This is a genomic window from Cupriavidus cauae (assembly GCF_026210475.1).
Classification (GTDB): Bacteria; Pseudomonadota; Gammaproteobacteria; order Burkholderiales; family Burkholderiaceae; genus Cupriavidus; species Cupriavidus cauae.
This window is the reverse complement of the sequence record NZ_CP080294.1, coordinates 1,078,581-1,093,594: the sequence shown is the minus strand read 5'-3', so window position 1 is coordinate 1,093,594 and position 15,014 is coordinate 1,078,581. Positions and strand designations below refer to the sequence as shown.

Annotated in this window: 12 protein-coding genes; 6 read left to right on the top strand and 6 right to left on the bottom strand. The window is 68.7% G+C overall.

The window, feature by feature from the left end; translation table 11 throughout:
• Positions 1 to 12: 12 nt before the first annotated feature.
• A complete protein-coding gene (locus tag KZ686_RS20235; RefSeq protein ID WP_149318535.1) occupies positions 13 to 1,203 on the bottom strand; it encodes an FAD-dependent monooxygenase in 1,191 nt (396 codons plus the stop codon).
• Positions 1,204 to 1,541: 338 nt separating this feature from the next.
• Between KZ686_RS20235 and KZ686_RS20230 the strand changes: the two genes are divergently transcribed.
• Genes KZ686_RS20230 through KZ686_RS20215 form a run of 4 tightly spaced genes read left to right on the top strand, consistent with a single transcriptional unit; the run spans position 1,542 to position 4,892 of the window.
• Entirely contained in the window at positions 1,542 to 2,294 is a 753-nt protein-coding gene (locus KZ686_RS20230; RefSeq protein ID WP_456064385.1) for a maleate cis-trans isomerase family protein, read from the top strand.
• Positions 2,295 to 2,306: 12 nt separating this feature from the next.
• Complete coding sequence (locus KZ686_RS20225) at positions 2,307 to 3,137, top strand: alpha/beta fold hydrolase (protein WP_226106861.1); 831 nt, start codon at positions 2,307 to 2,309, stop codon at positions 3,135 to 3,137.
• 41 nt (positions 3,138 to 3,178) lie between these two features.
• On the top strand, positions 3,179 to 4,258 hold the full coding sequence (locus KZ686_RS20220; protein WP_226106862.1) for a M29 family metallopeptidase: 1,080 nt from the start codon (positions 3,179 to 3,181) through the stop codon (positions 4,256 to 4,258).
• Position 4,259: 1 nt separating this feature from the next.
• Positions 4,260 to 4,892, top strand: a complete 633-nt coding sequence (locus KZ686_RS20215; protein ID WP_149318539.1) for an N-carbamoylsarcosine amidohydrolase — start codon at positions 4,260 to 4,262, stop codon at positions 4,890 to 4,892.
• A 40-nt stretch (positions 4,893 to 4,932) separates the two neighbouring features.
• On the opposite strand, the gene KZ686_RS20210 is transcribed toward KZ686_RS20215, so the two are convergent.
• Positions 4,933 to 5,721, bottom strand: a complete 789-nt coding sequence (locus KZ686_RS20210; RefSeq protein WP_150084742.1) for a TetR/AcrR family transcriptional regulator — start codon at positions 5,719 to 5,721, stop codon at positions 4,933 to 4,935.
• 163 nt (positions 5,722 to 5,884) lie between these two features.
• Here KZ686_RS20210 and KZ686_RS20205 point away from each other — a divergent pair, with 163 nt between their 5' ends.
• On the top strand, positions 5,885 to 8,338 hold the full coding sequence (locus KZ686_RS20205; RefSeq protein WP_226106863.1) for a xanthine dehydrogenase family protein molybdopterin-binding subunit: 2,454 nt from the start codon (positions 5,885 to 5,887) through the stop codon (positions 8,336 to 8,338).
• A 63-nt stretch (positions 8,339 to 8,401) separates the two neighbouring features.
• Here the strand turns inward: KZ686_RS20205 and KZ686_RS20200 are convergent, their stop codons facing one another.
• Positions 8,402 to 8,896 (bottom strand): MarR family winged helix-turn-helix transcriptional regulator, encoded by a 495-nt coding sequence (locus KZ686_RS20200; RefSeq protein WP_149318542.1) that lies wholly within the window; start codon positions 8,894 to 8,896, stop codon positions 8,402 to 8,404.
• Between the two features lie 293 nt (positions 8,897 to 9,189).
• On the opposite strand from KZ686_RS20200, the gene KZ686_RS20195 reads away from it, so the two are divergent.
• A complete protein-coding gene (locus KZ686_RS20195) occupies positions 9,190 to 11,385 on the top strand; it encodes a hybrid sensor histidine kinase/response regulator (protein ID WP_265635211.1) in 2,196 nt (731 codons plus the stop codon).
• A 54-nt stretch (positions 11,386 to 11,439) separates the two neighbouring features.
• On the opposite strand, the gene KZ686_RS20190 is transcribed toward KZ686_RS20195, so the two are convergent.
• Genes KZ686_RS20190 through KZ686_RS20180 form a run of 3 tightly spaced genes read right to left on the bottom strand, consistent with a single transcriptional unit; the run spans position 11,440 to position 14,923 of the window.
• Entirely contained in the window at positions 11,440 to 12,156 is a 717-nt protein-coding gene (locus KZ686_RS20190; protein ID WP_149318543.1) for an ABC transporter ATP-binding protein, read from the bottom strand.
• Entirely contained in the window at positions 12,153 to 12,953 is an 801-nt protein-coding gene (locus KZ686_RS20185) for an ABC transporter ATP-binding protein (RefSeq protein ID WP_149318544.1), read from the bottom strand. The genes KZ686_RS20190 and KZ686_RS20185 overlap by 4 nt, the downstream gene beginning before the upstream one ends.
• A complete protein-coding gene (locus KZ686_RS20180; RefSeq protein ID WP_226106867.1) occupies positions 12,950 to 14,923 on the bottom strand; it encodes an ABC transporter permease in 1,974 nt (657 codons plus the stop codon). Before KZ686_RS20180 ends, KZ686_RS20185 begins: the two co-directional genes overlap by 4 nt.
• Positions 14,924 to 15,014: the final 91 nt, after the last annotated feature.

Genomic DNA, 15,014 nt, shown 5'->3' with positions numbered 1-15,014 from the left:
CCAGGCCTGCGCTCAGGCCGCGGCGGTGGCGGTGGCCGCGGTGGCCGGGCTGGCGGGCACCGGGGCCGCGGCAGGCTCGACCAGCGGTACCTCGAACACATCGTAGCCGAAGCACCAGTCGGGATTCTCGTTGCTGCGCAGCCAGGTGTTCTCGTGCGAGACCCGTTGCACCTTGCTGGCGCGCTCGGCGCGGTTGGCCTCGTACAACGCAAAGGTCGTGCCGAAGTCGTCGAGCCCGGCTTCGACGAAGCAGCGGGTCAGCATCGCGGCGTCCTCGATCGCCATCGCCGCGCCCTGGGCCATATGCGGCTTCATCGGATGGCAGGCATCGCCCAGCAGCACCAGCCGGCCGCGGCTCCACAGCGGCAGCGGGTCGCGCTCCAGCAGCGGCCACTTGGTGACCTCGACCGTGCCTTCGATCAGCGACTGCACGCCCTGGTGCCAGCCGTCGAACGCGGCGCGCATCTCCTCGATGCTGCTCGGCAGCCAGCTCTTGCTCATGTCCCAGGTCGGCTCGGGCACGCCCGTCACGTAATAGATCTCGTCGAGCTTGCCCGTGTCGAAGTAGACCATCATGTGCCGATCGTCGGACCACCACTTGGTACAGCGGTCGTGCGTGAAGCCCTTGACGCGCGAGATCGGGAACACCGCGCGGTGCGCGATATAGCCGGTGTACTTGGGCGGCTCGGCGCCCAGCAGCGTTTCGCGGATCTTCGAATTGACACCGTCGGCGCCGATCACGATATCGGCCTCCTCGACGGTGCCGTCGGCAAAGCTCAGCCGCACCACATCGCCCAGATCCTCGACCTGGGTCAGCTTCTTGTCGAACAGCAGCGTGCCGGGCGCGACCGCGTCGGTCAGCAGCGCGTGGAAGTCGCCGCGGTGCACGGTGAGGTAGGTGGCGCCGTAATGGGACACCGCGTAGTCGCCCAGCGGAATCTGCGCGATCACCTCGCCGGTCTTCCAGTCGCGGCTGTACCAGTAGTCCGGATGGCAGCCCATCGCATTGAGTCCGTCCTCGATGCCGATCCTGCGCATGATCTTCATCACGTTGGGTCCGACATGGATGCCGGCGCCAAGCCGCGAAAACGCCGGGGCCTGTTCATACAGCCTGACGTTGAAGCCCTCACGCTGCAGCAGCGCGGCCGCGGCCGTTCCTCCCAGTCCTGCACCGATCACGGCGATCCGAGGTTTGCCTTGCACGTTTTTCTCCTGGCCATCACTTCCATCAAACACAGTTCGCGCCGGCCGGGGCCAGCGATTGGAATTGAGTGTACACACCATATTTTTTGACGTAAAGGCGGAATGCGGCGACTCGGTGTAATCCCTAGGTATTGAAGTGGACGGAACGCTGCAATGCGCCATATCCGTGAAATCAAGCACCAATTGCGCCTTACGTTCGTTGAGTACTTACTAAAATGGTGCATTCGGCACGGTGCCGGAGATGGTTGTCGTAATACAGTGTGTACACTACAATGACTCGACACACGCAAGACGGCTTGCCGTAACGCGCCCCTCTCTACTGACAAACGGAGTCGACAGTGCAGAAAGTCTTCCGGATCGGCCAGATCGTGCCGAGCTCCAACACCACCATGGAAACCGAGATCCCCGCGATGCTGGCGGCGCGCCAGCTGGTGCGGCCGGAACGCTTTACCTTCCACTCGAGCCGGATGCGGATGAAGACGGTCAAGAAGGAGGAGCTTGCCGCGATGGACGCCGAGTCGGACCGCTGCGCGGTCGAACTCAGCGATGCGCGGGTCGACGTGCTGGGCTACGCCTGCCTGGTGGCGATCATGTCGATGGGGCGCGGCTATCACCGCGTGTCGGAAGGGCGCCTGCAGTCGCGCACCGCCGAGAACGACGGCACCGCACCGGTGGTCACCAGCGCGGGCGCGCTGGTCAATGCGCTGAAGGTGATCGGGGCGAAGCGCATTGCGCTGGTCGCGCCCTATATGAAGCCGCTGACCGAGCTGGTGGTCGACTACATCCGGAACGAGGGCTACGAGGTGGTCGACTGGCGCGCGCTGGAGATTCCGGACAATCTCGAAGTGGGCCGCCACGATCCGAACCGCCTGCCGGCCATCGTCGCGCAGATGAATACGCGCGACGTCGATGCCGTGGTGCTGTCTGCCTGCGTGCAGATGCCTTCGCTGCCGGTGGTCGAGAAGGTCGAAGCGATGACCGGCAAGCCGGTGATCACCGCCGCGATCGCGACCACCTACGCGATGCTCAAGGCGCTGGACCTGGAGGCGGTGGTGCCGGGCGGCGGCACGCTGCTGTCGGGCGCGTACTGAGCGGAGGCCGTCATGACAGCGTCCCTACTCTATGGCGGCAACGTCCTTGCCAACGGCATCCGCCAGCATTACCTGCGCTACGGCGGTCCGGGCGAAGGCCGCGACGCGCGCGACCCGGTCATCGTCGTGCCGGGCATCACCTCCCCTGCGATCACTTGGGGCTTCGTCGGCGAGCGCTTCGGCCGCCAGTTCGATACCTATGTGCTCGATGTACGCGGCCGCGGCCTGTCCGAGGCCGGCGACGCGCTCGACTACAGCCTCGATGCCCAGGCGGCCGACGTGATCGCCTTCGCCGAGGCCCTCGGCCTGCAGCGCTACAGCGTGGTCGGCCACTCGATGGGCGCGCGCATCGGCCTGCGCGCGGCGCGCGCCAGGCCGGCCGGCCTGGTACGGCTGGCGATGATCGACCCGCCGGTATCCGGCCCCGGCCGCCGGCCCTACCCCTCGCAGCTGCCCTGGTATGTCGATTCGATCCGGCTGGCGCGCCGGGGCATCGATGCAGAAGGCATGCGCGCCTTCTGCCCGACCTGGACCGAGGCGCAGCTGCGGCTGCGCGCCGAATGGCTGCATACCTGCGACGAACGCGCGGTGGTGGCCAGCTTCGACGGCTTCCACCAGGACGACGTGCATGCCGACATGCCCCATGTCGCCGTGCCGGCGCTGCTGATGGTCGCGGGCCGCGGCGACGTGATCCGACCCGAGGACGTCGAAGAAATCCGCGGCCTGATGCCGCAGCTGCAGGTCGCGCGCGTGCCAGACGCCGGCCACATGATTCCGTGGGACGACGAGGCCGGGTTCTATCGCGCCTTCGGCGACTTCCTCGGCGCGCCGCTGCAGCCGTGACGCACGCCAACCTTCACCGAATCACCGAGCAAGGAGAACGCATGCCGGTAAGCGATCATGATCTGACGCAAGCCTGGAAGCAGGTGCTGACGCTGTCGAAGCTGCAGCCGGGCCAGAGCGTCACCGTGCTGACCAGCGCCGCCACGCATCCGCAGACGATGCGCACCGCGCTGCTGGCGGCCTCGTCGATGGGCGCCATCGTCAACCGGCTGGATCTGCCGCCGGTCAACGCGGAGAAGGCGCTGAGCCGCGATTCGCTGGCCTATCTCGGCACCACGCCGCTGACCGGCAATCCGGCCGCGATCGCCGCGCTCAAGGCCAGCGACCTGGTGCTCGACCTGATGACGCTGCTGTTCTCGCCCGAGCAGCACGCGATCCTCGCCACCGGCACGAAGATCCTGCTGGCGGTCGAGCCGCCCGAGGTGCTGGTGCGGCTGGTGCCGACCGAAGCGGACCGCACGCGCGTGCGCGCCGCCACCGCGCGGCTGTCGCGGGCGCGGGAGATGCATGTCGTCTCCGACGCCGGCACCGACCTGCGCTGCGCGCTCGGCGAATTCCCGGCCATCAGCGAGTACGGCTTCGTCGACGAACCCGGCCGCTGGGACCACTGGCCGAGCGGCTTCGTGCTGACCTGGCCCAACGAGGGCGGCACCAACGGCCGCATCGTGCTCGACCGCGGCGACATCCTGCTGCCGATGAAGTCCTATCTGCAGGCGCCGATCGATATCACGGTCGAGAACGGCTATGTCACGTCGATCGACGGCGAGCTCGACGCCGAGCTGCTGGCCGATTACATGGCCTCGTTCAACGACCCCGAGGCCTATGCGATGTCGCACATCGGCTGGGGCCTGCAGCCGCGCGCGCGCTGGTCCACGCTGGCGATGTACGACCGCGAGGCCACCATCGGCATGGACGCGCGCGCCTACGAGGGCAACTTCCTGTGCTCGTTCGGCCCGAACAACGAGGCCGGCGGCAGCCGCACCACCGCCTGCCACATCGACATTCCGGTACGCCATTGCACCGTCCGCCTCGATGGCGAGACGGTGGTGGAGCGCGGCCGCGTGATGGACGGCGGCGCGCCGGTGCAGCATGCATTCGACTATCGAAACGACGGAGCCTGACATGCAGGATGAAGTGTCGACGTACCAGCGCCAGGGCTTTGGCGCGACCATGGAGATCGCCGCGCCGTTCGGCCTGCTGATCATCGACTTCGTCAACGGCTTTGCCGATCCGGCGGTCTTTGGCGGCGGCAATATCCCGCAGGCGATCGCCAACACCGGGCCGCTGCTGGCCGCGGCGCGCGAACAGCGCTGGCCGATCGCGCATACGCGCATCGTCTTTGCCGACGACGATGCCGACCGCAATGTCTTCACGCAGAAGGTGCCGGGCATGCTGACCCTGAAGGAGGCCAGCCACGACAGCGCGATCGTGCCAGAGCTGGCGCCGCGCGACGGCGAGCTGGTGGTGCGCAAGACCGTGCCGTCGGCGTTCTTCGGCACGTCGCTGGCGGCCTGGCTGGCGCACCGCGGCGTGCGCACGCTGCTGGTGGCCGGCTGCGTGACCAGCGGCTGCGTGCGCGCCAGCGTGGTCGATGCGATGTCGCACGGCTTCCGCCCGCTGGTGCTGTCCGACTGCGTCGGCGATCGCGCGCTGGGCCCGCATCAGGCCAATCTGTTCGATATGGAGCAGAAGTACGCGACCGTGATGCCGCGCGACGAAGCGCTGGGCGCGATCGCCGCGGCGCAGGATCGTTAAGGCTTCGACAGACCGCCGGAGACCGCCGATGCGTCCCGCTTCAACCGGCCGCCGCCACGCGGGCGTTCTGCGCGGTCTTGCCCACGGTCTTGCGCACCGGCTTGCGCGCGGACCTGGCGGGGCGGGATGCCGCGGCCGGCTCGGCCGCCGTCGCCTGCTCCGCCGCAATGGCGGGCCGGCAGACCGCGTTGAGCACGGTGTGCTGCATCACCTCGCGCCAGTGCTCCAGCGCGGGCTTGCTCATCATCGGCTCGCCGAGGAACGCGCTCAGCGTATGGTGGTTGGAGTTGTAGAAGTAGCCCAGCGAGGCGATCACCAGATAGATGTCGCGGGCGCGCACCTCGGGCCGGAACTGGCCGCTGGCCTTGCCGCGCTCGAGCACGCCGTCGAGCACCGACAGCGCATAGCTGGAGATTTCCTTGAGCCGGCCGGACTTCTTCGCATGCCGGCCCTGGCTGATATTCTCGCTGGTCAGGATCGCGACGAACTCGGGGTGGTCCAGGTAGTAGTGCCAGACGAAATCGGTCAGCTGCATCAGCGCGCGCACCGGATTGTCCGGATCGAGCTCCAGCGCCTGCTCGGCCTCGTTCAGCTGCATGTAGATGGTCTCGAGCACTTCGACGAACAGCTTTTCCTTGCTGCCGAAGTAGTAGTAGATCATCCGGTCATAGGTCTTGGCGAGCGACGAGATGCGCTCGACCCGTCCACCGTCGTAGCCGCGCTCGGCGAACACCTTGATGGCGGCCTTCAGGATCTTGGCGCGCGTATCCTGGGCTTGCCGGGCCCGCGTGCCGGCCGCTGCCCTGGTTCTTGCCGTCGCGGTGGTCATGTCGTCGGTTGCGAGGATCTGGCGTTGCGAAGCTGCCAGTATAACTGTCGAAGGTGCCCGCGGCCGCACGCCTTGCAGGCCATGCGGGGCGATCCATGCAAGGCGATGCGAGAGCACTGCGGCGCCATCGCGGCGCGGCCGCGATCGAAGGAAAACGAACGAAATGCCGATGCACGACGATGACTCTCCGCGCGCCCTGAGGGCGGCGCTGTCGCAGGCCCGCGGCGTGCTGCTGATCACGCGCGCCGCGCAGGCCGCGCCCAAACCCGCACCCGGCCAGCCCGGGGCGGCATCCGACTATGTGCCGGCGCTGCCGGATGTCTTCGTCGCCGTGCAAGCGGACGGCGAGGTGCTGGCCTTCAATGGCCATGTCGATCTCGGCACGGGCATCCGCACCGCGCTCGCGCAGATCGTCGCCGAGGAACTGGACGTGCCGCTCGCTTCGGTGCGCATGGTGCTCGGGCATACCGATGCCACGCCGAACCAGGGCCCGACCATCGCCAGCGCGACCATCCAGATTTCCGCGCAGCCGCTGCGCCGGGCCGCGGCGCAGGCGCGCGCCTTCCTGCTGGCGCGCGCCGCCGAGCGCCTTGGCGTGGCGGCCGACGGCCTCGTCGTCGACGCAGGCCGCGTTCGCGTCCGTCCATCGGACAGCCATACGCCCGCCGAAACCGGCCTGTCCTACGGGGCCCTGCTCGGCGACGACCACATCGAACTGCCGCTGGCCGACGAGGTCGCGCTCAAGCCGGCCAGCGCCTATCGCGTGGTCGGCAAGGCCGCGCCGCGCGTCGATATTCCGGGCAAGGCCACCGGTGCGCTGACCTTCGTCCATGACGTGCGCGTGCCCGGCATGCTGCATGGGCGCGTGATCCGTCCCCCGTATGCGGGACGCGATGCCGGCGACTTCGTCGGCCGCAGCCTGATTTCGGTAGATCGGGACTCGATCCGCGACGTGCCGGGCGTGGTCGATGTCGTGACGATCGGCGATTTCGTCGGCGTGGTCGCGCAGCGCGAGGAGCAGGCGATCGAAGCGGCGCGCCGGCTGCGCGTGCATTGGCGCGCCGCGCCGCCATTGCCGCCGCTGGACGATCCCGAGCCCGCGCTGCGGGCCAATCCCGCCAAACGGCGCGAGCTGCGCGCGCAGGGCGATGTCGATCTTGCCCGGGAGCAGGCCGCCACCACGCTGCAGCGCAGCTATGTATGGCCCTACCAGATGCACGCGTCGATCGGGCCGTCCTGCGGTGTGGCCCACTGGCGCAACGAAGGGCGCAACGAAGGGCGCGACGATGGGCGCAACGAAGGCCGCAACGAAGAGCGGGACGACGACGGACGCAACGAAGAGCGCGAAGAACGGCACGAAGAACGGCACAACGATGCGGACGGCAGCGCGCTGACGGTCTGGTCCGGCACGCAGAACCCCCATGTGCTGCGCATCGACCTGTCGCGCCTGACCGGGCTGGACGAAAGCCGGATCGAGATCGTGCGGATGGAGGCGGCCGGCTGCTATGGCCGCAACTGCGCGGACGACGTCTGCGCCGACGCCGTGCTGCTGTCCCGCGCGGTGGGCCGGCCGGTGCGCGTGCAGCTGTCGCGCGAGCAGGAACATCTGTGGGAGCCCAAGGGCGCGGCGCAGCTGATGGACGTGCAGGGCTCGCTTGGCGCCGATGGCGCGCTGCTGGGCTGCGACTTCGTCAGCCGCTATCCGTCCAACGACGCGCCGACGCTGGCGCTGCTGCTGACCGGCAGGATCGACCCGGCGCCGCGGATGCTGGAAATGGGCGACCGCACCGCGGTGCCGCCCTACGACTACGCGCATACGCACATCGCCTGCGACGATACGCCGGCCATCGTCCGCGCCGCGTGGCTGCGCGGGGTATCGGCGCTGCCCAATACCTTCGCGCACGAGTCCTTTATCGACGAGCTGGCGCACGAGGCGGGCGCGGACCCGCTGGCCTTCCGACTGCGGCATCTTGCCGACGAACGTGCGACGGACCTGCTGCGCGCGGTCGCCAACGAAGCCGGCTGGCGCGAGGGCGAACGCGGGACACGCGGCATCCCCGCTGCCAACGGCAGGCTGCGCGGCCGCGGCATCGCCTATGCGCGCTATATCCACAGCAAGTTTCCCGGCTTCGGCGCGGCCTGGTCGGCGTGGGTCGTCGATCTGGAGGTCGAGCCCGACAGCGGCAGCATCCGCGTGCTGCGCGTGGTGGTCGGCCAGGACACCGGCATGATGGTCAACCCCGACGGCGTCCGCCATCAGGTGCATGGCAATGTGGTGCAGACCCTCAGCCGCTCGTTGAAGGAGCAGGTGCGCTTCCACGCGGACGGCGTCGCGAGCCGCGAATGGGGCAGCTATCCGCTGCTGACCTTCCCCGAGCTGCCGCCGATTTCGGTGGTGCTGATGCCGCGCCAGCACGAGGCGCCGCTTGGCGCCGGCGAGTCCGCCTCGCTGCCGGGCGCGCCGGCGCTGGCCAATGCGCTGTTCGACGCCACCGGCCTGCGGCTGCGGCGGCCGCCGTTCACGCCGGAATCGGTGCGCGCGGCGCTGGCCGATGCCGCAGGGAAATCGTCGCCCGCGCGAATGCGGCGACCCGGTGTCTCCGCCCTTGCCGGCTGAAGCAGCGGCTGCATTACCGCGCTCGCGGGAACGGCAGCCTTTGCGTTCGCGTTCGAGTTGGTGCTACGCCCCCGGCTCGCGCTCGTCGAACTCGCTCATCTTCTTGAGCAGATAGGTGATCGCGACGCGTTCGGCCGGGTTCAGGTCGCCGAAGGTCTGCTCGGTGATCTGGTGCGCGAAGGGAATCGTCTGGTCGATCAGCGCCAGTCCGGCGGGCGTGACGGTGACCACCACCTTGCGCCGGTCGCTGGGGTCATGCGACACCGCGATCAGCTCGCGCGCCTTCAGCCGCTCGATGATGCCGCGCACCGTGGCCTGGTCGATCGCCGTGGCGCGCACGATCTCGCTGAGCGAGCACGATTGCCGCTCCTTGACCGCGCACAGCACGACGAACTGCGCCGCGGTCAGCTGCGAATCGGGAATGGTCTGCTGGAAGATCGCGACATGCCGCTGATAGGCCCGCCGCAACAGGTGGCCGACCTGGTCGGTGAAATCGTACGAAGGGACCGGCGTCTTGTTCTTGTTGGATGACGAGGTGGACACTTTGCGTGGCGGCATCGGTAGGAGTGTTGCGCAGAGTATATCGGGCACGGCGTCGATACGGGGCCTTCGCCGCCGCTTTCCGCGCTGCCTTCGCCGGCATTTCCTGGGCTGGTTCGCGGGCGGTTCGCGTCCGATGCGCGGCCGGTCCGCGTCCAATCCGCGTCCGGTTCACGGCAATAGGCGTGCGATTTGACGGCCTGCCGGCGCGCGCGCAGTATCATGGGGCCTTCCGCACGGCGCAGCGCGCCCACATCGCTTCTATGTCAGCCGTCATCCCGGGGCATCTGGCCAGGCCTGAGCCCTCCCACATGGTCCGCTTCTACGACGAGGATTCGATCCTTCTGGCGGACGTGCGCGAGTTCGCCGACGAGGCCTTGCGCTGCGGCGGCAGTGCGATCCTGATCGCCACCGAAGAACACCTGGACGCCCTGCTGCCGCTGTTGCGCGGGCTCGGCCCCGGACGCGACGACCGGCCGTGGTACACCGGCAATCTGGTCGCACTGCCGGCGCAGGCGACGCTGGACCGTTTCATGGTCGACGGCTGGCCGGACGAGCAGCGCTTTCTGGCAAGTGTGGGGGAGCTGGTCGCCACCGAAGCGCGGCGTGCTCCGCCGCTGCACGCCTTCGGCGAGATGGTGGCGCTGCTGTGCGAGCAGGGCAGGCACGACGCCGCGCTGCGGCTAGAGGAACTGTGGAACGACCTGATCCGGCGCCACGGCTTCAAGCTGCTGTGCGCGTATCCGCATCGCGTGTTCGACAGCGACGAGCAGGCGCGGCACTTCCGCTGCGTCTGCGACGTCCACACCCACTTCTACGCCACCGCGGCCGGCAAGCCGCCGGAGATCGAGGACAACGCCCTGCGCGCCGCGGTATGGCAGCAGAAGGCGCTGGCGCTGGAGAACGAGGTCAAGCGCCTGCGCGAGGCCGAAGCCACGTTGCGCCGGCGCGAGATCGAGCTGACCGACTTTCTGGACAACGCCGCCGAGGGGGTGCACCGCGTGGCGGCGGACGGCACCATCCTGTGGGCCAACCAGGCCGAGCTGCAGATGCTCGGCTATCGCTACGACGAGTATGTGGGCCGCCCGATCACCGACTTTCACGTCGACGCCCCGGTCATCGAACACATCCTCGACAGCCTGAAGGCGGGCGAGACGCTGTACGACCAGCCGGCCAGGCTGCGCTGCAAGGACGGCAGCATCAAACCCGTGCTGATCCACTCGAACGGCTGCTTCGAGGACGGCAAGCTGCGCTATACGCGCTGCTTCACGCGCGACGCCAGCGACCGCGTCGCGCGCGAGATCGCCGAGCAGCAGCGCGAACGCCTGCTGCGCGAACTGGAGCGCGCCAGCCAGGCCAAGGACGAATTCCTGGCCATGCTGGGGCACGAGCTGCGCAATCCGCTGTCGCCGATCGTCACCGCGCTGCAACTGATGCGCATGCGCGGCTCCACCGAGACCCAGCGCGAGCGGGCCATCATCGAGCGCCAGGTCGATCATCTGGTGCGGCTGATCGACGATCTGCTCGACGTCTCGCGCATCACGCGCGGCAATATCGGACTGAAGGTCGAGACGGTGCAGCTCGTCGACGTGCTGACCAAGGCCGTCGAGATGGCAAGCCGGCTGCTGGAGCAGCGCAGCCATCGGCTGACCGTCGATGTCGACCGCACGCTGGTCTGGCAGGGCGACCCCGTGCGGCTCGCGCAGGCAGTGGCCAATCTGCTGACCAATGCCGCGCGCTATACCGATATCGGCGGCGAGATCCTGCTGTCGGCGCGGCGCGACGATGAAGGCGGAGACGACATCGGCAGCGGCAGCGGCAGCGGCAGCGGTGAGAGCGCCGACGGCACCATCGTGATCCAGGTGCGCGACAACGGCATCGGCATCGCCGCCGAGATGCTGCCCCATCTGTTCGACCTGTTCTATCAGGGGCCGCGCAAGATCGACCGCCCGGAGGGCGGGCTCGGCATCGGCCTGGCGCTGGTCAAGAATCTGGTCGAGTTGCACGGCGGCAGCGTCACGGCGACCAGCGAAGGACCCGGTCACGGCAGCGAATTCACGATCCGGCTGCCCGCGCACGCCAGCGCCGCACTGGTCGCCGCTGCGCACCGCGAGGAACCTGCCGCCGTGGTGGCCCCCGGCGATGCGCGCCGCGTGCTGCTGGTCGACGACAACGTCGATTCGGTACAGGCGCTGGCGCAGCTGTTGACGGCCTACGGCCACCATGTGCAGGTCGCCTACGACCCGGTTTCCGCGCTGCGTATCGTCGAACGCTTCGCCCCTGATGTCGCGGTGCTCGACATCGGGCTGCCGGTGATGGACGGTTACGAGCTGGTGCGCCGGCTGCGCGAAGCGCTCGGCGAGCACCCCTGCCGCTTCGTCGCGCTGACCGGCTACGGGCAGGAGACCGACCGCGATCGCAGCAAGGCCGCCGGCTTCGGCCAGCATCTGGTCAAGCCGGTCAGCCCCGATGCGCTGCTGCGCCTGATCGAGGACACCGGCCGCTGAGACGCGGCGGCGCGCTTCCCGGCGCGCTTGCCAGCGCGCCTGTCGACTCGCTCCCTACACCGCCAGGTAGTCGCGCCGCACCGCGTCGTTGGCCGCCAGTTCCGCCATGGTGCCGTGATAGCGGATGTGGCCGTTCTCCAGCACATAGGCGCGATCGCTGACCAGTTCGGCGAAATGCAGGTTCTGCTCCGACAGCAGGATCGACATGCCCTCGCGCTTGAGCGCCAGGATCATGTTGGCCATCTGCTCGACGATCACCGGCGCCACGCCCTCGGACGGCTCGTCGAGCAGCACCAGATAGGGATTGCCCATCAGCGTGCGCGACACCGTCAGCATCTGCTGCTCGCCGCCGCTCATCTGGCCGCCCGGACGGTGCGGCATCTCGCCGAGATTGGGAAACAGCGAGAACAGCTTCTGCGGCGTCCATTCGACCGCATCGGGGCGCGGCGGCTGCTTGCCGATCTCGAGGTTCTCCATCACCGTCAGGTCGGTGAAGATGCGCCGGTCCTCGGGCACGAAGCCCATGCCCATGCGGCTGATCTGGTACGGCTTGGCACGCGCCAGGTCGCGGCCGCGGAAGCGGATGCTGCCGTGCGCGCGGTCGAGCAGCCCCATCAGCGCCTTCATCGTGGTCGACTTGCCGGCGCCGTTGCGGCCCATCAGCGCGACCACCTCGCCCCGCCGCACTTCGAGGCCGACATCGAACAGGATGTGCGCGCGGCCATAGAAGGCGTTCAGGCCGCTGACTTCCAACAGCATGTCGGCGTTCATGCCGAGCCCTCCTGCGTCTGTGCCGGGCGGCGCTGTCCCGCCTGGCTTTCGAAGGTCTTGCCGGTGCCGAAATACACCTCGCGCACCTTCGGATCGTTGCGGATCGCCTCGCCATCGCCCTCGGCGATCAGCTGCCCGCGCGCCAGCACGATCATCCGGTCCGCATAGGCGAACACGACGTCCATGCTGTGCTCGGTAAACAGCACCGACAACTGGTGCCGCACGACCAGCTGCCTGGTCAGCGCCATCAGCGCGCGGCGTTCCTCCGGCGCCATGCCGGCGGTCGGCTCATCCATCAGCAGCAGCCGGGGCCGGTTGGCCAGCGCGATCGCGAGCTCGACGCGCTTGACGTCGCCGTAGGCCAGCACGCCGCAGGCGCGCTCGGCCTGGCTCGCCATGCCGACCTGCTCGAGCAGCGCCATCGCCTCCTCCCGATGGTGCTCGCGCACCGGGCGCCACAGCTGGAACAGCTTGCGCTCGCGCGACAGGATCGCCATCTGCACGTTCTCGACCACCGTCATCGAGCCGAAGGTCGCGGCGATCTGGAAGGTCCGGCCGACGCCGAGCCGCCAGATGTCGCGCGGCCGCATGCCGGCGATCTCGTGCCCGTCGAAGCGGATCGAGCCCTGGTCCGGCTTCAGCTGGCCGTTCAGCATGTTGAAGCAGGTCGATTTGCCGGCGCCGTTCGGGCCGAGCAGCGCCAGCAGCTGGCCGGCGGGCAGGTCGAACGACACGTCGCTGACCGCCTTGACGCCGCCGAACGCCTTGCCCAGATGTCTGACTTGCAGCAGCGTCATGCCGGCTCCTTCAGCGAGGGGGATTGCCAGGACGAGGAGGACGCGCCGGCCACCCCCGCACCGCCGGCCGCCGGCTCGGCTACGGCCGGGTCCGTCTCGCGCCCGAAGCGCTTGCGCAGCGAACCGACGATGCCCGCCGGGAACAGGATCACCAGCAGCAGCATGGTCGCGCCCAGCAGCGCGCGCCAGTAATCGGTTTCGCGCGCGATGGTGTCCTGCAGCCAGGTGAACACCGACGCGCCGACCAGCGGCCCCGCCAGCGTCTGCACGCCGCCAAGCAGCACCATCACCAGGCCGTCGACCGAGCGGCCGACGCTGATCGCCTCCGGCGAGATGCTGCCCTTCGAGTAGGCGAACAGCACGCCCGCCATGCCGCAGAACAGGCCCGCGATGGCGAACGCCACCCACTGCACGCGCTTGACGTCGATGCCGATCGCCTCGGCACGCAGCGCCGAGTCGCGGCCGGCCCGCATCGCGTAGCCGAACGGGGCGAACAGCACGCGCCGCAGCGCCAGCACGCACAGGCAGCACAGCCCCATGGTCAGGTAGTAGAACGCGGTCGGTGACGACAGCCAGCCGGCTGGCCACACGCCCAGCAGCCCGTTGCTGCCGCCGGTAAAGCCGTCCCATTGATAGATGACGGACCAGACGATCTGCGCGAAGGCCAGCGTCAGCATCGCCAGATAGGTGCCCGACAGCCGCACGCAGAACCAGCCGAACACCACCGCGCCAATGCAGGCGACCAGCGGCCCCAGCAGCAGCGTGGCCTCCATCGGCAGCTGCCATTTGGTCAGCAGCAGCGCGGCGGCATACGCGCCGAGGCCAAAGTAGGCGGCATGGCCGAACGAATGCAGGCCGCCCGGCCCCATGATGAAGTGCAGGCTGGCGGCGAACAGCACAGCGATCAGGATCTCGACCAGCAGCACGGTCAGGTACGGATAGGCCTGCGCCAGCACCGGCACCAGCAGCAGCGCCGCGACGGTCAGCGCGCCGGCGAGCTTGACCGCCTTGCCGGGCGCGCGCATCGGCGCCTCCAGCTCGGCGCCATTGCGCGACGGCGCCTGCGGCTTGCCCAGCAGTCCCCATGGCCGCACCACCAGGATCACCGCCATCACCAGGAACTCGACCACCAGTGTCATCTTGGTCAGCGCGATCTCGACGCCGCCAAACGACACCGTGCCGAGCGCGATGCACAGCGCCTTGATCTCGGCGATCAGCAGCGCCGCGAGGAAGGCACCGGGAATCGAGCCCATGCCGCCGACCACGACGACGACGAAGGCGTTGCCGATCGTCTCCAGATCCAGTGCCAGGTTGGCCGGGACACGCGGACCCTGCAGCGCGCCGGCCAGTCCGGCAAGGAAGCAGCCCAGCGCGAACACGCCGGTGAACAGCCAGGCCTGATTGATGCCGAGGGCGCCGACCATCTCGCGATCCTGCGTCGCCGCGCGCAGCAGCGTGCCCCAGCGCGTGCGCGTCAGCAGCAGCCACAGCAGGCCGAGCACCAGCGGGCCGATCGCGATCAGCACCAGGTCGTATTGCGGGAAGCGCTGGCCCAGTATCTCCACCGCGCCGCTCAGGCCCGGGGCGCGCGGGCCGAACAGGTCTTCCGGTCCCCAGACGAACAGCGCCGCATCCTTGATCACCAGCACCAGCGCGAAGGTCGCCAGCAGCTGGAACAGCTCCGGCGCCTGATAGATGCGCCGCAGGATCACGCATTCGACCAGCGCGCCGATCGCGGCGACCAGCAGCGCCGACACCAGCACGCCGCCCCAGAAACCGGCGGCGGTTTCGCCGATGCGGCTGACCACCGTGTACGACAGATAGATGCCCAGCATGAAGAACGAGCCGTGCGCGAAATTGACGATGCGCGTGACGCCGAAGATCAGCGACAGCCCGGCGGCCACCAGGAACATCGTCGAGGCTTCGGCCAGGCCGTTCAGCAGCTGGACCAGCAAGCTTGTCAGTGTCATGTGTCGACTCCAGCCGGGACGCGCCGGCCTTATTGCATTGGCCTTACTGCATTGGCCTTATTTGCACCGGCCTGTTGCATCGGCCCGATTG